Annotated in this window: 18 protein-coding genes; 10 read left to right on the top strand and 8 right to left on the bottom strand. The window is 63.4% G+C overall.

The window, feature by feature from the left end:
* The first annotated feature begins 142 nt into the window (after positions 1-142).
* Positions 143-1918 carry a tetratricopeptide repeat protein gene (locus LB557_RS09885; protein ID WP_224642967.1) on the top strand — a complete coding sequence of 592 codons (1776 nt, stop codon included), beginning with the start codon at positions 143-145 and terminating at the stop codon, positions 1916-1918.
* A gap of 74 nt (positions 1919-1992) precedes the next feature.
* Here the strand turns inward: LB557_RS09885 and LB557_RS09880 are convergent, their stop codons facing one another.
* Complete coding sequence (locus LB557_RS09880; protein WP_224642966.1) at positions 1993-2454, bottom strand: GNAT family N-acetyltransferase; 462 nt, start codon at positions 2452-2454, stop codon at positions 1993-1995.
* Positions 2455-2650: 196 nt separating this feature from the next.
* Between LB557_RS09880 and LB557_RS09875 the strand changes: the two genes are divergently transcribed.
* Positions 2651-3595: a glycine--tRNA ligase subunit alpha gene (locus LB557_RS09875; protein WP_140617319.1), complete on the top strand. Its 945-nt coding sequence runs from the start codon at positions 2651-2653 to the stop codon at positions 3593-3595.
* A 3-nt stretch (positions 3596-3598) separates the two neighbouring features.
* Here LB557_RS09875 and LB557_RS09870 read toward each other — a convergent pair whose 3' ends face one another.
* Positions 3599-3775: a hypothetical protein gene (locus tag LB557_RS09870; protein WP_181166353.1), complete on the bottom strand. Its 177-nt coding sequence runs from the start codon at positions 3773-3775 to the stop codon at positions 3599-3601.
* 195 nt (positions 3776-3970) lie between these two features.
* Between LB557_RS09870 and glyS the strand changes: the two genes are divergently transcribed.
* Together glyS and LB557_RS09860 are read left to right on the top strand one after the other, a co-directional pair.
* Positions 3971-6358 (top strand): glycine--tRNA ligase subunit beta, encoded by a 2388-nt coding sequence (gene glyS, locus LB557_RS09865; protein WP_224642965.1) that lies wholly within the window; start codon positions 3971-3973, stop codon positions 6356-6358.
* Positions 6359-6555: 197 nt separating this feature from the next.
* Positions 6556-6843, top strand: a complete 288-nt coding sequence (locus LB557_RS09860) for a hypothetical protein (RefSeq protein ID WP_015318835.1) — start codon at positions 6556-6558, stop codon at positions 6841-6843.
* A 71-nt stretch (positions 6844-6914) separates the two neighbouring features.
* Here LB557_RS09860 and LB557_RS09855 read toward each other — a convergent pair whose 3' ends face one another.
* Both LB557_RS09855 and LB557_RS09850 read right to left on the bottom strand, forming a co-directional pair.
* Entirely contained in the window at positions 6915-7301 is a 387-nt protein-coding gene (locus LB557_RS09855; protein ID WP_015318834.1) for a hypothetical protein, read from the bottom strand.
* Between the two features lie 175 nt (positions 7302-7476).
* Complete coding sequence (locus tag LB557_RS09850; RefSeq protein ID WP_224622699.1) at positions 7477-7953, bottom strand: hypothetical protein; 477 nt, start codon at positions 7951-7953, stop codon at positions 7477-7479.
* Positions 7954-8106: 153 nt separating this feature from the next.
* Between LB557_RS09850 and LB557_RS09845 the strand changes: the two genes are divergently transcribed.
* The 3 genes from LB557_RS09845 to LB557_RS09835 all read left to right on the top strand — a co-directional run bounded on the left by LB557_RS09845 (position 8107) and on the right by LB557_RS09835 (position 11278).
* Positions 8107-9081 carry an L-threonylcarbamoyladenylate synthase gene (locus tag LB557_RS09845; RefSeq protein ID WP_224643973.1) on the top strand — a complete coding sequence of 325 codons (975 nt, stop codon included), beginning with the start codon at positions 8107-8109 and terminating at the stop codon, positions 9079-9081.
* Between the two features lie 9 nt (positions 9082-9090).
* Positions 9091-10521 carry an FAD-binding oxidoreductase gene (locus LB557_RS09840; protein WP_224643974.1) on the top strand — a complete coding sequence of 477 codons (1431 nt, stop codon included), beginning with the start codon at positions 9091-9093 and terminating at the stop codon, positions 10519-10521.
* Between the two features lie 190 nt (positions 10522-10711).
* On the top strand, positions 10712-11278 hold the full coding sequence (locus tag LB557_RS09835; protein ID WP_041163896.1) for a DUF6101 family protein: 567 nt from the start codon (positions 10712-10714) through the stop codon (positions 11276-11278).
* Positions 11279-11474: 196 nt separating this feature from the next.
* Here the strand turns inward: LB557_RS09835 and ubiA are convergent, their stop codons facing one another.
* Together ubiA and LB557_RS09825 are read right to left on the bottom strand one after the other, a co-directional pair.
* Positions 11475-12458, bottom strand: coding sequence for a 4-hydroxybenzoate octaprenyltransferase (gene ubiA / locus LB557_RS09830; protein ID WP_181171270.1), 984 nt, complete (start codon positions 12456-12458; stop codon positions 11475-11477).
* A gap of 68 nt (positions 12459-12526) precedes the next feature.
* The gene (locus LB557_RS09825; protein ID WP_224643975.1) at positions 12527-13438 is read right to left on the bottom strand and encodes a LysR family transcriptional regulator; all 912 of its coding nucleotides are present in this window, start codon (positions 13436-13438) and stop codon (positions 12527-12529) included.
* A gap of 90 nt (positions 13439-13528) precedes the next feature.
* Between LB557_RS09825 and LB557_RS09820 the strand changes: the two genes are divergently transcribed.
* Together LB557_RS09820 and purD are read left to right on the top strand one after the other, a co-directional pair.
* Positions 13529-14350 carry a phytanoyl-CoA dioxygenase family protein gene (locus LB557_RS09820; protein ID WP_224643976.1) on the top strand — a complete coding sequence of 274 codons (822 nt, stop codon included), beginning with the start codon at positions 13529-13531 and terminating at the stop codon, positions 14348-14350.
* A gap of 151 nt (positions 14351-14501) precedes the next feature.
* Positions 14502-15779 (top strand): phosphoribosylamine--glycine ligase, encoded by a 1278-nt coding sequence (purD, locus tag LB557_RS09815; RefSeq protein ID WP_140715028.1) that lies wholly within the window; start codon positions 14502-14504, stop codon positions 15777-15779.
* 19 nt (positions 15780-15798) lie between these two features.
* Here purD and LB557_RS09810 read toward each other — a convergent pair whose 3' ends face one another.
* A complete protein-coding gene (locus LB557_RS09810; RefSeq protein ID WP_263496734.1) occupies positions 15799-16965 on the bottom strand; it encodes a glycoside hydrolase family 25 protein in 1167 nt (388 codons plus the stop codon).
* 83 nt (positions 16966-17048) lie between these two features.
* The gene (locus LB557_RS09805; RefSeq protein ID WP_140715026.1) at positions 17049-17285 is read right to left on the bottom strand and encodes a hypothetical protein; all 237 of its coding nucleotides are present in this window, start codon (positions 17283-17285) and stop codon (positions 17049-17051) included.
* 211 nt (positions 17286-17496) lie between these two features.
* Here LB557_RS09805 and LB557_RS09800 point away from each other — a divergent pair, with 211 nt between their 5' ends.
* On the top strand, positions 17497-19266 hold the full coding sequence (locus LB557_RS09800) for an acyl-CoA dehydrogenase family protein (RefSeq protein ID WP_224643985.1): 1770 nt from the start codon (positions 17497-17499) through the stop codon (positions 19264-19266).
* The last annotated feature ends 4 nt before the right edge of the window (positions 19267-19270 follow it).

The following is a 19270-nucleotide window of genomic DNA, read 5'->3' as shown; positions in this document are numbered from 1 at the left end:
CCATGGTTTGTTAATCGGGTGACCCGATTGTGAATTTCAGGCGGATTGAAGCGCGACCCCAAAAAGGCCATGCTTTGCCTGGAAAGATCGAGTCTGGGTCGATCCGCTGACGCGGAGATGGCGCCTGGCTGAAAGGGATATGATGCAGCAAGGACGTGCGCGCTGGCTGACAAGGCTGGCAATTGTGACGGGCATGGCGATTTCGGCATTGCCGGCCTATGCCAAGCAATCCACCGAACCGGTCAAGATCTCGTCGTTCTCGGGCGCCTATCTGGCTGCCAGGATCGCCGAGGGCGACAACGACCTCGACAGCGCCATCGCCTATTACAAGCAGGCCCTGGCCTTCAATCCTGGAGACACAGCCCTGCAGCAGAGTTTGATGCTGTCGCTGATCGCTCAAGGCCGCTTCGACGAATCGCTGGTCTATGCCGACAAGCTCAAGGAAGTGCCCGATGTCGAACGCTTCTCGCGCCTGGCGCTGGCGGTCGACACCTTCCACAAGAAGGATTTCACCAAGGCGCAGTACTGGCTCAAGCTGTCGCTGGAATCCGATCTCGACCGGCTGATCTCCGGCGTCATGTCCGGCTGGGCCGAGCAAGGTGCCGGCCAGGCCAGCGAAGGGATGGCTTCGATCGACAAGCTGCAGGGGCCTGACTGGTTTGGCCTGTTCAAATCCTTCCACCGCGCCCTGATCGCCGATGCGTCTGGTATGCCTGAAAAGGCCGAGGCTATCTATGCCGCGACGATGCAGGACACCACCGCCGGCGGTGCGGCGCCTGAAACCTGGATGCGCAATGCGCAGGCCTATGCCTCGTTCCTGGCCCGTAAGGGCGACAAGGCCAAGGCGATGTCGGTTCTCGACCAGGCCGAGGCGTTCTCGCCGGGCAAGCTGGAAATCGTCGCCTTGCGCGACAGGATCAGCAAGGGCGATAAGATCGCGCCCTTCGTGTCCGGTCCGTCCGACGGTGCTTCCGAAATCCTGCTCGATCTTGCCACCGCGCTCAACCGTGGCGGCGGCGAGCCATTCGTGCGCCTCTATTTGCAATATGCCTTGGCCCTGAAGCCCGACAGCGACGCTGCCCTCGTGCAACTCGCCGCCGTTGCCGAACAGCTGAAGAACGGCGAGGGCGCCATCGCGCTCTATCGGCGCATCCCCGACTCTTCGCCGCTGAAGGAGATTTCAGACCTGCAGCTTGGCCTCAACCTTGCCGATCTCGACCGCCATGACGAGGCGATCACGCATTTGAAGGCCTTCGTCGAGGCCCATCCTAACGACATGCGCGCCTATCTGGCGCTCGGCGGTGTCTACTCCTCGAAGGAGGATTTCCGCTCCGCCGCCAATCTCTACGACAAGGCCGTCGAGGTGCTGAAGACACCGACCGCCGCCAACTGGAACATCTTCTACCAGCGCGGCATCGCCTATGAGCGGCTGAAGGAATGGCCGAAGGCCGAGCCGAATTTCCGCAAGGCGCTGGAATTGCAGCCAGACCAGCCGCAGGTGCTGAACTATCTCGGCTATTCCTGGGTCGACATGAACACCAACCTGAAGGAAGGCCTGGAGATGATCCAGAAGGCCGTCGATCTAAGGCCGAGCGACGGCTATATCGTCGATTCCCTGGGTTGGGCTTATTTCCGCCTCGGCCGGTTCGATGACGCGGTGCGCGAAATGGAACGCGCGGTCTCGCTGAAGCCGGAAGATCCGGTTCTGAACGACCATCTCGGCGATGCCTACTGGCGCGTCGGCCGCAAGCTGGAAGCCACCTTCCAATGGAACCAGGCCCGCGACCTGAAGCCGGATCCCGACGTGCTTGCCTCCTTGCAACAGAAGCTGATGAAGGGCCTGCCGCCGATCGAGTCCAACACGGCGCAGGAGACCCCGAAGGTCAAGCCGGAGCCGGTTCCCGCCCCGAAGGGGTGAAACGCCTTTTTGGAATCCGAACGGGGCTCTCGGAGCCCCGTTTTCGTTTTGATGTCCGTCTGCTCAGAACGCGCTCAGAACATCTTTCGATAGACGACGAAGCCAGAGCGTTCGCCGACCTTGTCATATAGCTTCATGGCGGTGTGATTGGTTTCATGCGTCAGCCAGTATACTCGGCCGGAACCGGCCTCCTGGGCGCGCTCGTAGACGCCTTCGATCAGCGCCCGGCCGACGCCTTTGCCGCGCGAGGCTTCGTTGGTGAAAAGATCCTGCAGATAGCAGTTCGGCGCGATTGCCGTCGTGCTGCGGTGGAACAGGTAGTGGACGAGGCCAAGCAACTCGCCTTCGTTTTCCGCGACCAGCGCATGCACTGGCTCATAGGCGTCGAAGAAGCGGGACCACGTCATTGCCGTGATGTCGCTTGCCAGCGCCGTCTCGCCCGAACGGCCATAGAAAGCGTTGTAGCCGTCCCACAGCGGCAGCCATCGGTCGAAATCCTGGCGCGTGACGGGGCGGATGGTGACGGGGTTGGACATGGCTTGACCTGTCGTCGTTGACATAGGTGATACAGGGCTTCGAAGAGAGCGCAGGTCGCCACGTCCGGCAATGGGCCAGCCGCTCGCAAAGCTTTCGACCGGTCCTGCAAAGGTCGCGGGCGCGCGCCTTGCTTGACGCTTCGCCGCCGTGTCTCTAGGACGTGGCCGCAAGCTAGCCTGTGTCGCCGAGGCCACCGTGACGATTGAAATCCCAGCCCATATGCATCCCAGCCGCTCATTCCAGGGGCTGATCCTCACTTTGCACAATTACTGGGCGGCTTATGGCTGCGTCATCCTCCAGCCCTATGACATGGAGGTCGGCGCCGGCACCTTTCACCCGGCAACGACGTTGCGCGCGCTAGGGCCCAGGGGCTGGAACGCCGCCTACGTCCAGCCTTCGCGCCGTCCCAAGGACGGCCGCTATGGCGAGAATCCCAACCGGCTGCAGCACTATTACCAGTACCAGGTGATCCTGAAGCCCAATCCACCGAACCTGCAGGAGCTTTACCTCGGCTCGCTTGCGGCGATCGGCGTCGATCCTCTGCTGCACGACATACGCTTCGTCGAGGACGATTGGGAAAGCCCGACTTTGGGCGCCTGGGGGCTTGGCTGGGAATGCTGGTGCGACGGCATGGAGGTGTCGCAGTTTACCTATTTCCAGCAGGTCTGCGGCATCGAATGCGCGCCGGTGGCGGGGGAACTCACCTACGGCCTGGAGCGCCTGGCCATGTATGTGCAGGGCGTCGACAATGTCTACGACCTCAACTTCAACGGCCGCGAGGGCGCCGACAAGGTGACCTATGGCGATGTGTTCCTGCAGGCCGAGCAGGAATATTCGCGCCACAATTTCGAATACGCCGACACGGCGATGCTGCTCAGGCATTTCGAGGACGCCGAGGCCGAGTGCAAGGCGCTGCTCGAGGCCGGCGCGCCGGCCTCGAACGACAATCTGCCGATGCACAAGATGGTCTTCCCGGCCTATGACCAGTGCATCAAGGCCAGCCATGTCTTCAATTTGCTGGACGCGCGTGGCGTGATCTCTGTCACCGAGCGCCAGAGCTACATTCTGCGTGTGCGCAATCTGGCGAAAGCCTGCGGCGAGGCGTTCTTGAAGACGCAGGCCGGTGGATTGGCGGCCTGAGCATCAAGCGCCCTCGGTCATTTCGAGGGAAGCATTGATCGGCGGCAGGATCTGGCCGCTCGGACCAGCCATTGTCCTTAGCGCCTGCCGCACGCCCGGCATCGAGAAGGCGCCGTGGGCCTGCGCGGTGAAGCAGGCGCTGAGCGCAAGGATCTGAAGAAGTCTGGATGCCGTTTTCATTGTCGTTCAGCCAATAGTTCCCTGTCTGAGCGTGGGTCGCTTCAGCGCAGCTTTCGGTTCATGGAAATCTTTGATCCAAGGACGGGCGGGTTCGGCTCGTCCCGACAGGCCTATTGAAATTTATGGAAAGGGTGACAGCGGCCAGCCGAGTTGCTATGCCCCGCCCGGACCACTCTCCCGCATGAGCTGACCCCGATGCCTGACCTGCTTCTTGAACTTCGTTCCGAGGAAATTCCTGCCCGCATGCAGCGCAAGGCGGCGGGCGATTTGAAGAAGATGCTGACCGACGGTCTGGTCGAGGCGGGTCTCACCTATGAGGCGGCGCGTGAGTATTGGACGCCCCGGCGCCTGACGCTCGATATACGCGGGCTCACCGCACGCTCAAAAGACATTCACGAGGAAATCAAGGGTCCGTCGACATCGGCGCCAGAACAGGCGCTCCAGGGCTTCCTGCGCAAGGCCGGCCTGTCTTCGATCGCCGAGGCGCATGTCCATTCCGACCCGAAGAAGGGCGACTTCTACGTCGCCCATATTTCGAAGCCGGGCAGGGCGGCCGAAGAGATCATCGCCGGACTGGTGCCTGACCTCGTCCGCGATTTTCCGTGGCCGAAGTCGATGCGCTGGGGACCGGCCTCGGCCAAACCGGGCTCGCTGCGCTGGGTGCGCCCGCTGCAGTCGATCCTGTGCACCTTCGGCCCCGAGACCGAGGAGCCGGTGGTGGTCGATTTCGAGATCGACGGCATCCGTTCGGGCAACATCACCTACGGCCACCGTTTCCTCGCGCCCGGCGAAATCACCGTGCGCCGCTTCGACGATTATGTGGGCAAGCTGGAGGCGGGCAAGGTCGTGCTCGACGCCGACCGTCGCAAGGAGATCATCCTCGCCGACGCCCGCAACCTCGCCTTCGCCAACGGGCTCGACCTGGTCGAGGATGAGGGGCTGCTTGAAGAAGTGTCCGGGCTGGTCGAGTGGCCTGTCGTGCTGATGGGCGAGTTCGAGCAGGCTTTCCTTGCCATTCCGGCGGAAGTGATCCGGTTGACCATCCGCGCCAACCAGAAGTGTTTTGTCACGCGGCCGCAGGGGGAAAGCGAGGCGCTTTCCAACCGCTTCATCCTCACCGCCAACATCGAGGCGAAGGACGGCGGCAAGGAGATCGCCCACGGCAACGGCAAGGTGGTGCGCGCTCGCCTGTCCGACGCGCTTTATTTCTGGACGACCGACCAGGGCGACCTGCCCGATCTCGACCAGCTCCGGGCATCTGCCGAAAAATTCGGCCTCGATCTGAAGAAGCCGCTCGACCAGCGCATGGCGCGGCTCGACCATCTCAATGTGACCTTCCATGCCAAGCTGGGCACGCAGGGCGAGCGGGTGGGGCGCATCAAGCGATTGGCGGAAGAATTGGCGCCGGTCGTTGGCGCCGATCGTTTGCCTGCAGGTCGCGCTGCCGTTCTGGCCAAGGCCGATCTCACTACCGAAATCGTCGGCGAATTTCCCGAGCTGCAGGGCGCCATGGGCCGCAAATACGCGCTGCTGCAAGGCGAGCATTCCTCGGTCGCCGCAGCGATCGAGGAGCATTACAAACCGCAGGGCCCGTCCGATCGTGTGCCGACCGATCCGGTATCGATCGCTGTGGCGCTGGCCGACAAGCTCGACACGCTGGTCGGTTTCTGGACAATCAACGAGAAGCCGACGGGATCCAAGGATCCGTACGCGTTGCGAAGGGCGGCGCTCGGGGTGGTGAGAATTTTGATTGAGAACGGGATTCGATATCCACTTCTGCAATTGCCGGTGTACGAGGTTATAGAACCCAGCTATCGACCGAAAGTGTCTATAGTTGACGATCTGACTTCCGATGATTTTTACCGCGATGATTTCGACAACATTATCGAATCGATCGAGGACGATCAGGTGGAGCAGGTCGATCGCGAGTTGTTGGAAAGAGCGATCAGATTTGCGCGTAGGCAATTCGATCTTGAGAAGTTCGAAGATTCAAAATCTGAAGAAGATGGCTCACGGTATCACATTGAGATCAAGGGGCCGGTTTTTGATTTTGCCAACCCTCACCGCGACCTCCTCGCCTTCTTCCACGACCGCCTGAAAGTCTACCTTCGCGACCAGGGCGCCCGGCACGATCTCATCGACGCGGTGATCACGCCTCAATCCGATGACCTGCTGCAGATCGTGCGCCGCGTCGAGGCGCTTGGCTCTTTCCTTGACACCGAGGACGGCAAGAATTTGCTCGCCGGCACCAAGCGTGCCGCCAACATTCTGGCCGCCGAGGAGAAGAAGAAAACGGCCGTCGCCGAAACCGTTGAGCCGGCGTTGTTCCGGCAAGATGCGGAGAAGTCGCTGTTTGCCGCGGTGAATCAGGCCGAGAAGCAAGCCGGCGAAGCAATTCAAAACCAAGACTTTTCGGCTGCCATGCTGGCGCTTAGCGTGTTGCGTGAACCCGTTGATTCCTTCTTTGAGCATGTTCTCGTAAATGATGAGGACCTGTCCGTGCGTGCCAACCGACTGGCGCTGCTCGCGCGCATTCGCACGGCTACCGGTCAGGTCGCGGATTTCTCGAAAATCGCTGGTTGAGAAGCACTTTTCGAAAAGTCGGCACCGATTTTCTCGGACAAACGGTTTCCGTTTGTCCTGAGATCACGCCGGGATAGAGGGGCCGCAGGCCCCGGGAAAAATATGTTCCGGCCGGCCCTTCGAGCCGGCTTACAGTCATATGAGGATGATCTCTCCGTGGCAAAAGGGGCGTGTTCCCCATCCCAACGGAGGCTTCCATGAATTCCGATCACGAAATCGAAGTGACAGAAGAAACCTCGGCTCCTGCCGAGCCGCTTGAATCCGCTTCCGAAACCGCCCTCGATCACGCCGCTGCGATCACGGTCGAAGCCGCTGATCTGTCTGACGAAGACGGAGATGGCGATGACGAGGAAGGCGACGATGAAGACGGCGAAGAGTCTGACGAAGACGACGCCGATGACACCGTGAAGGCCGAAGGCGATGACGCCGAAGAATCCGAAGACGGCGAGTCCGAAGACGACGACGACAAGGAAGAAGCAGCCTGATTTTCAGTTAACAGGTTCTCGAGGGCGGCGCTTTCGCGCCGCCCTTCCGCCGTCTTCCCAAATTGATTTGATCAGTTCTCCAGGATGCTGACGCGCACGCTGTTTTCATAGACGTCGACCTGGATCAGCGGCTCGCCATTGACGATGGCGCGCTTGGTCGAGGAACTCATCGCGCCAGGGCGCTCCAGCATGCGCTGCAGGTCGGCGCGCTGGTCGTTGGTCCTAAACCAGGCGTCGCCCTCGTCGTCGCCGTCGCGGCGATGGAATTTGTGCCAGTTGGCGCGGTCTTGCCGCACCATCTGCGCGGCGCCATCCAGCGCATAGCCGTCGCTCGCCTGGTGGTCGCGATCAGAAATGCGCGCGACATAGGATCCCAGCATGTCGTCCGCTTGGGCCACGCCACCAAGCAATGACGCCAACAGAAGCCCTGCCACGGTAACGGTCTTCGAATTTTTCATGAGCAACCCCCTCTGCCTTGAACGATGCAATTGCGTCCGCTGGAGCCACTTGGCGAAAATCAGCCGCAGGGCCGCCAGCAAGATACTCTAGAAGAAATTCGCCGGACAGTGGTGCGCAGGACGCCAGACCGCCGTCAAGCCGCTGCGCATTTTGCCCGTCCGGTTTGCGTGGTCGCTACTTGACCTTGCCGGCTCCCGAAGCAGGCTGGTGGGCTGGCGGAGGCGGCGCGGCTGCCGCCGGTGCCGCTGCTTTCCCGTGCGCTGCCGGCGCGGGGGCTGCCGAGGCTGTCGCCGTGGCGGGGGCGGTTGGGGTGGCTGGGGCCGTTGCCGCGGCCGGCGCCTTGGCCTGCATGGGTGTCGAGAAAGCGCCGCCGACGACGCCGCCCCTAATGATCATCGGGCTCTGCGCGAAGGAGTGCCTCGCCTCGGCCTTGCCGGGGATTGCCGCGACCTTTTCGTAGGTGACGTCAGGCTCGCCAAGCACAACGACGGACACAACATCGCTCGCCTTGCCGTCGGCCGCCTTCAGCGCAAGGATGGAGGGTGTCGAGGCCGGCGCACCGGGAAAGACCAGCGACGAGGCCTGAGCCCCGCCACCCATTGAGGCCAAAGTGATGGCAAGCGCTCCCCAGATACGAACAGACACCGACATAGCTCCCATTGCCCAGAAGCCGCACGATAGTACTCGGCGATTGATGCCGGCTTTCGTGGAAAGATAGCATTTTAGGAATTGATGAATTGCCAATGCCCGCTTGCCCCGGCGGCCCCGTCGTATTACGCAGCCGGCATCCGCGAGGTGACGAGAGTGGCTGAAATACTTGCCGTCGGCGAAGCGATGGAACCGGCGTTGGCGCTGCTCGAGAGCGGCGATGTCGTCGCCATCCCAACGGAAACCGTCTACGGGCTTGCCGGCGATGCCACCAACGGCATTGGCGTGGCGCGCATTTTCGAAGCCAAGGGGCGGCCGCGTTTCAATCCGCTGATCGCCCATGTCGCCGACATGGCGATGGCCGAGCGCATCGCCTCGTTCGATCCGCTGTCTAGGAAGCTCGCGCTTGCCTTCTGGCCGGGTCCGCTGACGCTGGTACTGCCACAGCGCCCCGGCAACGGCATTCATCCGCTGGTCACGGCCGGGCTCGACACGATCGCCGTGCGCATGCCGAGAGGTTTTGGCGGCGACCTGATCGCCAGGCTTGGCCGACCGCTTGCCGCGCCCAGCGCCAACTCATCCGGCAAGATCAGCGCGACGACGGCGCAGGCGGTGGCTGCGGATTTAGGCGGGCGCATCAAACTGGTGGTCGATGGTGGCGCCACGCCGGTCGGGCTGGAATCGACCATCGTCAAGGCCGAAGGCGAAAGGTTGCGCCTGCTTCGGCCCGGCGGCATTGCCGCCGACGAGATCGAGGCGGCCATCCGCATGGAGCTGCTGCGCGGCGGCATTGCCGGCGTCGAGGCGCCGGGCATGCTTGCCTCGCACTACGCACCGGGCGCGGCTGTTCGGCTCAATGCCGGCACGGTTGGTGAAGGAGAAGCGTTGCTTGCCTTCGGCGACCAGCGCGCGGAAGGCTGGCGCGGCGCGACCGCTTTCCTCAACCTCTCGCTGTCAGGTGACCTGCGTGAAGCGGCAAGCAATCTCTTTGCCTACATGCAGGATTTGGACCGTAGCGGCGCGCGGATTATCGCCGTCGAGCCAATTCCCTTTGACGGGCTCGGCGAGGCCATCAACGACCGGCTCTCCCGTGCCGCCGCTCCTCGTGACAACGCACAGCCCACAACGTAGTTTTCCCAGATGACCGCAACCGCAAAGACACTCGATCCCGCCCTCATCGATCGTTTCGCGGCGATCGTCGGCGACAAATATGCGCTGCGCGACCAGCAGGACATCGCGCCTTATCTGATCGAGCGACGCGGCCTCTGGCACGGCGCGACGTCCCTGGTGCTGCGGCCGGGCAGCGTCGACGAGGTCAGCCGGATCATGCGGCTGGCGACGGAGACCGGAACGCCGATCGTGCCGCAAAGCGGCAACACCGGGCTGGTCGGCGCGCAGGTGCCGGACAGATCCGGTCGCGAGATCGTCCTGTCGCTGTCGCGGCTGAACCGCATCCGCGAGATCGATGTCCTGTCCAATACGGTCACGGTCGAGGCCGGTGTCATCCTGCAGACCTTGCAGGAAGCGGCCGATGCCGCCGGCCGGCTGTTTCCGCTGTCGCTCGCCGCGCAAGGCTCCTGCCAGATCGGCGGCAACCTGTCGTCCAATGCCGGCGGCACCGGCGTGCTGGCCTATGGCAATGCGCGCGAGCTCTGCCTCGGCGTCGAGGTGGTGCTGCCGACCGGCGAGGTGTTCGACGATTTGCGCAAACTGAAGAAGGACAACACCGGCTACGACCTGAAGAACCTGTTCGTCGGCGCCGAAGGCACGCTCGGTGTCATCACCGCCGCCGTGCTCAAACTGTTCCCGAAGCCGAAGGGGACGGACGTCGCCTTCGTCGGCCTGTCGTCGCCCGAAGCCGCCCTTTCCCTGTTCAGCCTGGCCATGGACCGCGCCGGGGCCGCACTCACGGCCTTCGAACTGATCGGCAAGCGCCCGTATGACTTTACCCTTGCGCACGCCCAGGGCGTCGTGCGGCCGCTGGCCGAAGACTGGCCCTGGTACGTGCTGATGCAGATATCGTCCGGCCGCTCAGCGGAGGATTCTCGGGCGCTGATCGAGGATGTGCTTTCGGCGGGTCTAGAGCAGGAATTCGTCGGCGATGCCGTCATCGCCGCCAGCCTCGGGCAGGGCGATGCCTTCTGGGATTTTCGCGAGCTGTTGCCCGAGGCACAAAAGCCGGAAGGCGCTTCGATCAAGCACGACATTTCGGTGCCGATCGCATCGATACCGCGCTTCATAAGGGAGGCCGCCGGCGCCGTGGCGTCAGTGAGCGCCGGCGCCCGCGTGGTCTGTTTCGGCCATATGGGAGACGGCAACCTCCATTATAACATTTCACGGCCCGTCGATGGCGACGACGAGGCGTTCCTGGCGCTCTATCATGCGATGAACAAGGCCGTGCATGACGTGGTGCGCAGCCTGCACGGTTCGATCTCGGCCGAGCACGGCATCGGTCAGTTGAAGCGCGACGAACTGATCGCCACCGCGCCGCCGATGGCCATCGATCTGATGCGCCGGGTAAAGGCTGCCTTCGATCCGGCGGGCATCATGAATCCTGGTAAGGTTATCTGATCCTTTCACCATCCTGTGGCTGGTGGCATTCCGATAACCATCCCTGAGATCAGCAAAATTTAACCGACTTTCTTAAGCGCGGCGGTAAGGAGCCGGCGCTACTGTTTCCCCATAACGAGGCCGGGAAAACTGGCCCGGAGAGAACCGGACACCGGCTCTCAGGAGACAGACAGGAAGGCGCTCTATGAACGTGAACACTGGACTGAAGCCAGTCTGGGCGGGACGCAACATGCGTCTCGACCCATTCCGCCTGCCGCAGGTGGTGAGCTATGCCACGCGCGACGATTATGGCGACGTAACCTTCACCATCGACCAGCGCGGCGCCGTGATCCGCCGCCTGCTCGAGATGAGCGGCCTGCCGGCGATCATCGTGCTGCCCGCCAATGCATTTCGCGGCGTCGCCGCCCGTGCGATGGAGGATCCGGAAGGCAATGTCACGGTGACCCTGGAACTCCTGCACAACGATCCGATGCTGTCGGTGCCGCTGCTGGTGGCCGACGATCTCGAAGACGTCGCCGCCGACTGGCGCGCCTGGGCCGACGCCTACCGTCTGCCGATGCTGCTGATCGAATCCGATGGCGTCGCCCGCACCCTGGAAGAATCGCTCGGCGCCGCCATCAAGACATTGCCGCCGCGGGAGCGCCGCAAGGGCCGCGTTTCCAATATGCGCCGCCCCCGCTTCCTTGCCCGCCGCAGAGCCGGTGACCTCGGCCTCAGGCTGGTGATCGGCGGCGAGGAGATCATTTCAAGAGACTAGCGTTCTTCTCCCCGTCACTATACGGGGAGAAGTGCCCGGCAGGGCGATGAGAGGCAGCGCTGGCATGATTTTTTGGCCTTAATTGCGTGTGCGCTGGTTCGTCGATGAACCCTCGCCTCGCCTCCAAAGGTCGGCGCTGCCCCTCATCCGGCTGCCGCCACCTTCTCTTCGTATAGAGACGGAGAAGGATAAGCCGCTACACCAGCGGCTTCAGCGTCACCCACAGCGCGCCGCCGATGAGGCCGAGGAAAATCAGCCAGCCGACCTGGTTGTTCGACCGAAACAGCCGCAGGCACTGGTCTGGATCGTCGATATCCAGAACCGCGATCTGCCGCGCCATGTGGGCGCCGGCGGCGATCAATCCCGCCAGTGCCACCACCGGGGCTTGCGCCGAGGCGAAGGCGATGGCGAAGCAGATCAGCGTGCCGCCATAGAGCCCCGCGAGCCATGCCTTGGTGTTGTCGCCGAACAGCCGCGCGGTCGAACGCACGCCGACAATGGCGTCGTCTTCCTTGTCCTGGTGGGCATAGATCGTGTCATAGCCGATCACCCACAGGATCGAACCGATATAGAGCATGATGGCGGGGCCATCGAGATCACCGAACTCGACCGCCCACCCCATCAGCGCGCCCCAGGAAAAGGCGAGGCCGAGAAACAGTTGCGGCCAGTTGGTTATCCGCTTCATGAATGGATAGACGGCGACGATCGCCAGCGAGCAGACGCCGAGCAGAATGGCAAAGCTGTTGAACTGCAGGAGAACCGCCAGGCCGACCAGGGCCTGCAGGACAAGAAACAGCCAGGCCCGCCGGCGCGTGGTCTGACCGGACGGTAGCGGGCGTGAGCGGGTGCGTTCGACCTGGTTATCGATGTCCTGGTCGACAATGTCGTTATAGGTGCACCCGGCGCCACGCATGGCGATGGCGCCAATCAGGAAGAGCACAAGGTACAAGGGCGCCGGCAGCAGCGAGAGCAGCGGGTCGCCTGGGCGCGGATAGGCGCTCGCCGCAAGTGCGGCCGACCACCAGCATGGCCACAAAAGCAATTGCCAGCCGATCGGCCTGTCCCACCGCGCCAGCTGCGCATAGGGCCAGATCGCGCGCGGCAGCACGCGATAGACCCAATGGCGGTTCGGCGCATCGGCGACGCGACCCTGGGCCGCTTTTGACTGGACAGGTTCCATTGGCATGGAGTGGCAGCAGTGGCGGAAACCGTCAAGCGGCAAGCGGAGGAGCGGCGGCCCGCCAACCGTCACGACGCGAAGATGTCGCGTGTGGAAAACCAGATTTTCGCCACCGCGATGAAAGCCAGCGCCGCATTCGACACGCGCTGATGCGTATCGTGGGTGAGAATGATGCGCTGCATGGGCAGCGGATCCGACAGCGGTTTGCAGACGAGGCGCAAGCCGTCATAGCTGCGGTCGCCATGCGGGCGGGTATAGCTGACCGCGACGCCGAAGCCGTTGGCCACCATGCTGCGCTGGAGTTCGAACGAACTTGTTCGCATGTCGGCCACCGGCGACAGGCCACGGCCGCGGAACAGGTCGAGCATATGCTGCCAGCTATGCGGCTGGTCGGTCGTGATCAGCGGGTAGGCGGCCAGATCCGCCAGGCTGACCTCGGGGCGGCCCGCCAACGCATGGCCCGCCGGCAGCAGCGCATGCGGCCGAAGCTCGTGCAACAGGATGCGGGCGAAATGCGACGGCAGGCCGAGATCGTAGCTGAGGCCGAGGTCGACGGTAGCATCCGCCAGGCGTCGCCCGAGCGTCGCGAACGTCTCGTCACGGACGACAACCGCGACCGCTGGATGACGTTCGGAGAAGGCGCGGATGAGGCCCGGCGCGAAGAAGGGCGCCAGATCCTCGAAGCAGCCGAGCACCAGCTCGCCACCGATGGCTGAATTGCCCGAACCCAGGCTCATGAGTTCGTCGGTCTCGGCAAGGACCTGCTTTGCCTTCGCTACCACGACACGGCCGAACGAGGTCAGCGAAACGCCGCTTCCCCGCTGGCGCACAAACAGCTTCTGGCCGAAATCCCTTTCGATGGCGTCGATGGCCACTGAAATCGACGGCTGCGAAATGTTGATCGCCCGCGCCGCGCCGGTAACGCTGCCATGGCGGGCGACGGCAATGAGATAGCGGAGTTGCGTGAGCGTAAGGCTCATAGCCAAAACCTATGTGTCAGATGAGAAGCTATTATTTTACTGAATGAGAGGAGATTGCGATAGTGGCCTCGATCCTGAGAGGAGGACACCATGGCTTCCCAAACCGCAGCGCAGCCAATCGACACCGAAATCATCGATGCGCGGACAATTGCCGACTACCAGCGTGACGGCGCGGTCTGCATCCGCGGCGCCTTCAAGGGCTGGGTCGACACGATTGCCAGCGGCATCGAGCGCAACATGCGGAGCCGCAGCGCCACCGCGTCCGACATCGCTGGCGGCAAGGGCAGCTTCTTCGACGATTACTGCAACTGGGAGCGTATCCCTGAATTCGTCGATGTCGTGCGCAATTCGCCGGCGGCGCAGCTGGCGGCCGCGGTGATGCAGTCGCGCACCGCGCAGTTCTTCCACGACCATGTGCTGGTCAAGGAGCCCGGTACGCAGAAACCGACGCCGTGGCACCAGGACATCCCCTATTATTTTGTCGACGGCCAGCAGACGGTGAGCTTCTGGATCCCCATCGATCCGGTGAAGGAAGCGACGCTGCGCCTGATCGCCGGCTCGCACAAATGGGACAAGATGATCCTGCCGGTACGCTGGCTGGACGATGGCAATTTTTACGCCGCCGAGGGCGATTACCGTCCGGTGCCCGATCCCGACACCGATCCATCGATGAAAGTTATCGAGTGGGAGATGGAGCCGGGCGACGCCATCCTGTTCGACTTCAGGACGGCACACGGCGCGCGCGGCAATATGACCGCGGCCCGGCGCCGGGCGTTGTCGCTGCGCTGGGTCGGCGACGATGCCCATTATGTCGAGCGACCGGGCCGCACCTCGCCGCCCTATCACGGCCATGGCATGCAGCCGGGACAGAAGCTGCGCGAGGATTGGTTTCCGGTGGTCTTTCAGGGCTGAACGAGCGCCGGAATAGGGGCGGCGGTGGCCGGCGCCCTATTCGACAGGGATAACGTTCCCGTGCGCAATCCACCCTGACGCCTTGACCCGTCGCCCAGAGAGCAATAGCGGGTTGTTCTCTCTATGGGATCGGCGGCATCAAGAGGTGGCCATGAACGTTCTTCTTCTCGGCTCCGGCGGCCGCGAACATGCGCTGGCCTGGAAGATCGCCGCTTCGCCGCTGCTGACCAAGCTCTACGCGGCCCCCGGCAATCCGGGCATTGGCAGCGAGGCCGAACTGGTGAAGCTTGATATCACCGATCACGCCGCGGTCGCCGCCTTCTGCCGGGAGAAAAAAATCGATCTCGTCGTGGTCGGCCCGGAAGGGCCGCTCGTCGCCGGCATCGCCGATGATCTGCGCGCCGAAAACATCCGCGTCTTCGGGCCTTCGAAGGCCGCCGCGCGGCTGGAAGGCTCGAAGGGTTTCACCAAGGACCTCTGCGCCCGGTACAACATTCCGACCGCCGCCTATGGCCGGTTCGGCGACCTGGCCTCGGCCAAGGCCTATGTCGAGAAGACAGGCGCGCCGATCGTCATCAAGGCCGACGGGCTCGCAGCCGGCAAGGGTGTCACTGTTGCCATGACGATGGACGAGGCACGGGCGGCACTCGCTTCCTGCTTTGACGGGTCCTTTGGTGCTGCCGGCGCGGAGGTGGTGGTCGAGGAATTCATGACCGGCGAGGAGGCGAGTTTCTTCTGCCTCTGCGACGGCACCACGGCGCTTCCCTTCGGCACCGCGCAGGACCACAAGCGCGTCGGTGATGGCGACGTCGGTCCCAACACCGGCGGCATGGGTGCCTATTCGCCGGCCCCGGTAATGACGCCTGACATGATCGAGCGCACCATGCGCGAGATCATCGAGCCGACGATGCGCGGCATGGCCGAGCTTGGCGCGCCTTTCGCCGGGATTCTGTTCGCCGGACTGATGATCACGGAAAGCGGGCCGAAGCTGATCGAATACAACACCCGCTTCGGCGATCCGGAATGCCAGGTGCTGGTGATGCGGCTCAGGGATGACCTGCTGGTGCTGCTCAATGCCGCGACCGATGGCCAGCTCGCGCATATGTCAGTGCGCTGGCGCGACGAGGCGGCGCTGACCGTCGTGATGGCGGCCAGGGGCTATCCCGGCACACCGGAGAAAGGCTCCGTCATCCGCGGCGTCGAGGACGCCGCCGGTGAAGGCGTCCAGATTTTCCATGCCGGCACCGCAATCAATGGCGGTGCGCTGGTCGCCAATGGCGGCCGTGTGCTCAATGTCACGGCGAGCGGCGCCACGGTCGGAGAGGCGCAGGCGCGGGCCTATGCCGCCCTCGACCGCATCGACTGGCCGGACGGGTTCTGCCGCCGCGACATAGGCTGGCAGGCCGTGGCACGCGAGCAGGCCGGCTGAAGCTCCGACCGGGTGGCGGCTATTGCTGACCTCGGTCGAGGGTTGTCGAAGCGGTGCTGACCGGGTCGGCCGCGGCAAAGGCGGCGTCAAGCTGTTCGGGGGAACGCTGCCCGCCCCGCTTCCAGGCCACATATTGGACAATGCCGAACCCCGGCCGTCGCGGCACCGTCTTCACGACTGGCATGCGGAACCCGTCGCGAAATTTTGACCACCGCGAACCAAGCACGGCGACCATTTCCTCGAAGGTCGGCGGCGTCGCCACATCGGCATAAATGATGGTGGCCTTGCCGGCGAGCGCGGCTTCCCGCGAGAGCGGCACTGGTACGCTGGCAAGATAATCGGCAGGCACGTCGATCAGGCCACCGAAAGGCCATTGCTGGCGCAGAGTGACGGCATCCGTGGGCGCCACGTTGACGTCGATGTTGTCGGGTGTGCCGGCAACCCTGTAGGGGCAACGGAAGCGGCCGCAATTGGCCTGCGCCGAGAACTGCCAGAGCGCGTAGCCCTGCCAGTTGCCCATCGGAAAATGCACGTCGATGTCAGGCTTATAGCGCGCGTACCAAAGCGGCAGCCGCGACAAGAGCCGGTATTTGTAGCGGTTGTCGGCGATATATTGGGCGGTCTTGCCGTTGGTGTAGAGCACCGGGAAGCGGCCGATGCGCCGATGCACCTGGCGGGCGAACTCCTCGGCATCGTCGAGCGACATCCATTGCGAGGGATCGATGCCCTCGATGTCGAGGGCCATGAGGTCGTCCGGTGCGGGGTCGGCGAAATCGAGGAAATTATTGGCCTGTTCGACCGGATTGTCGGGACGCGCGAGATGATAGGCGCCCCATTTCATGCCGAGCGCCTTGGCCACGACCCTGCGTGTCTGGAACAATTCGCGCGTCACCGCGTGGCGTTTCCACAGTGCCTTGCACAGTTTCACGTCAGTGTCGCCGCCGAAACAGAAATAGGGCGGCGGCATGCCGTCGGAAGCCTTGTTGATGAAGGCGACGATGCGCTTGTCGGTGGCAAGCTGGACCCAGTCGATGGAATTGTATTCGTAGGCGTCGATGACGAGCGCGCGGTCAGCGCTCTTCCACGGCTCGGAGAAGTCCGAAGCCTTTGCCGCCGTGCCCAGCACAATCGCTGCCGCGAAAGCGAGAAGCGCCGTGCGGCGAAGGAGGCGCGCCGTCCTTTTCAAAACAGGGAATCCCCGTTGATCAAGGGTAAATCCTGGACCGCTATGGTTAAGAAAATGCTTCTCGGACCCTGGTGCGGGATAAGCTAGCGCCGGCTGAACGGTTGAAATTCGAACGGGTCGGGCGCGGGCTCCTGTTGCAGCGTACCTTCGGCGGCGCGTTTGCGGTGGTGGGCAAGCGAGCATCGCGGCGAGCACAATATGCCGCGATCCGACCAGTAGGCGGCACCATTTCCCAGGTCGCCGTGATAATAGGAAAACCCGGTTGCCCGATAGGGCAAACCGCATTCGATGCAGCGATAGGCGTCAGGTCTGGCAAGCATGAGAATCTTCCGGTCGCTGGTTTTCCGTCGCCGGTCGATTTGGTCCGGCATCTGTCGAATTTAATACAGCCCCGCCTGATTGCAAAATCAGCGTGACAAAATTTGACGTTTACGTAAAAAGGCGATCCGAGACCGCCCAAAGGCGGATGGTTTTGCGGCGGCACTGGCCCTAGGGTCGGCGAGGCCGATGCATAAGGGAGGATCGAGCGGCATGTATCGGGCACCGGTCGAGGATATCGCGTTCACCCTGAAGCATGTGGCCGGCATGAAATCCGCCATCGATGCGGGAGCGTTCGGAGATCTCAGCGAGGATCTGGTCGACGCCGTCCTTGGCGAGGCGGGCCGTTTCGCCTCCGAGGAGGTGGCCCCCCTTTATAAAATCGGCGACGAACATGGCGCCGTGCTCAGCGATGCCGCGGTGACCACGCCGCCGGGCTGGAAGGAACTCTATCGCCGCTGGATCGAAGGCGGCTGGAATGCGCTCTCCGGGCCGGAAGAGTATGGCGGCCAGGCGCTGCCGACCATGCTTGGCGTCGCCGCACTCGAAATGTGGAACTCCGCCGCCATGGCCTTCGGCATCGGCCCGACGCTGACCATGGGCGCGGTCGAGGCGCTCGACAAGCACGCTTCCGAGGAACTCAAGGCGACATATCTGGCAAAGCTCGTCTCCGGCGAATGGATGGGCACGATGAACCTGACCGAGCCGCAGGCCGGATCGGACCTCGCCGCCTTGCGCGCCCGCGCCGAGCCCGCCGGCGACGGCACCTACCGCCTCTTCGGCCAGAAGATATTCATCACTTACGGCGAGCACGATTTCACCGACAACATCATCCATCTGGTGCTGGCGCGGCTTCCCGATGCGCCGGCCGGAACGCGTGGCATCTCGCTGTTCCTGGTGCCGAAATTCCTGGTCGGCGACGATGGCTCGCTCGGCGCGCGCAACGACGTCTTCTGTTCCGGCCTCGAGCACAAGCTCGGCATCCATGCCTCGCCGACCTGCACCATGATCTATGGCGATGGTTTTCAGGGCGCCAGGCCTGGCGCCATCGGCTGGCTGATCGGCGAGGAGAACAAGGGTCTCGCCTGCATGTTCACCATGATGAACAATGCCCGCCTCGCCGTCGGGATGCAGGGCGTCGCGGTCGCGGAAGCAGCGACCCAGAAGGCGATTGCCTATGCCAATGAGCGCCGCCAGGGCAAGGCGGCGGATTACGCCGGCGCCGGCATGGCGCCGATCGTCCACCACCCCGACGTGCAGCGCAATCTCCTGACCATGAAGGCGCTAACCCAGATCGCGCGGTCGATCAGTTATTCCTGTGCCCACGCCATCGACATGGCGCGCGTGTCGTCAGGCGGCGAGGCGGCGCATTGGCGCGACCGTGCAAATTTGCTGACTCCGCTCGCCAAGGCGTTTTCGACCGATGTCGGCGTGGAAGTTGCCTCGCTTGGCGTCCAGGTGCATGGCGGCATGGGCTTCATCGAGGAAACGGGTGCGGCCGCGTACTATCGCGACGCGCGCATCGCGCCGATCTATGAAGGCACCAACGGCATCCAGGCGATCGATCTGGTGACCCGAAAACTGCCGCTTGGCGGCGGCGAGCATGTGCATGGCTACATCGACGAACTGGCCGGTATCGCCAATGCGGTGCGAACGTCGAACCTCGAAGGTTTTGGCCGCACCGCCGACACTCTCGACCAGGCGCTCTCCGATTTGACGCAAGCGACGCGTTTCCTGCAGAAATTGTCGGCCGAGGGCCGGACGGAGGAGGCGCTGGCTGGCGCGACACCGTATCTCCGGCTGATCTCGCTTGCCGCCGGCGGCGCCTATCTGGCGCGGGCTGCTCTTGCCGACCAGGGCCGCATCCCGCTTTGCCGCTTCTTCGCCGAGAACCTGCTTGGCGAAGCCAGCGCTTTGAAGGAGCGCGTCATCGATGGCGCCGATAGCCTGGCTGCTGCCGCCGAGGCACTGATTTCCGCCTGACCTT

The sequence above is a fragment of the Mesorhizobium sp. BR115XR7A genome (genome assembly GCF_020165315.1).
In the GTDB taxonomy this organism is placed as follows: Bacteria; Pseudomonadota; Alphaproteobacteria; order Rhizobiales; family Rhizobiaceae; genus Mesorhizobium; species Mesorhizobium australicum.
Note: the sequence above shows the minus strand (reverse complement) of the source record. Positions and strands in the feature narration are given on the sequence as shown.

Coding starts and splice junctions, on each gene's coding strand:
- LB557_RS09885 (WP_224642967.1), top strand. CDS start 143: ATGCAGCAAGGACGTGCGCGCTGGCTGACAAGGCTGGCAATTGTGACG.
- LB557_RS09880 (WP_224642966.1), bottom strand. CDS start 2,454: ATGTCCAACCCCGTCACCATCCGCCCCGTCACGCGCCAGGATTTCGAC.
- LB557_RS09870 (WP_181166353.1), bottom strand. CDS start 3,775: ATGAAAACGGCATCCAGACTTCTTCAGATCCTTGCGCTCAGCGCCTGC.
- glyS (WP_224642965.1), top strand. CDS start 3,971: ATGCCTGACCTGCTTCTTGAACTTCGTTCCGAGGAAATTCCTGCCCGC.
- LB557_RS09860 (WP_015318835.1), top strand. CDS start 6,556: ATGAATTCCGATCACGAAATCGAAGTGACAGAAGAAACCTCGGCTCCT.
- LB557_RS09855 (WP_015318834.1), bottom strand. CDS start 7,301: ATGAAAAATTCGAAGACCGTTACCGTGGCAGGGCTTCTGTTGGCGTCA.
- LB557_RS09850 (WP_224622699.1), bottom strand. CDS start 7,953: ATGTCGGTGTCTGTTCGTATCTGGGGAGCGCTTGCCATCACTTTGGCC.
- LB557_RS09840 (WP_224643974.1), top strand. CDS start 9,091: ATGACCGCAACCGCAAAGACACTCGATCCCGCCCTCATCGATCGTTTC.
- ubiA (WP_181171270.1), bottom strand. CDS start 12,458: ATGGAACCTGTCCAGTCAAAAGCGGCCCAGGGTCGCGTCGCCGATGCG.
- LB557_RS09825 (WP_224643975.1), bottom strand. CDS start 13,438: ATGAGCCTTACGCTCACGCAACTCCGCTATCTCATTGCCGTCGCCCGC.
- LB557_RS09820 (WP_224643976.1), top strand. CDS start 13,529: ATGGCTTCCCAAACCGCAGCGCAGCCAATCGACACCGAAATCATCGAT.
- purD (WP_140715028.1), top strand. CDS start 14,502: ATGAACGTTCTTCTTCTCGGCTCCGGCGGCCGCGAACATGCGCTGGCC.
- LB557_RS09805 (WP_140715026.1), bottom strand. CDS start 17,285: ATGCTTGCCAGACCTGACGCCTATCGCTGCATCGAATGCGGTTTGCCC.
- LB557_RS09800 (WP_224643985.1), top strand. CDS start 17,497: ATGTATCGGGCACCGGTCGAGGATATCGCGTTCACCCTGAAGCATGTG.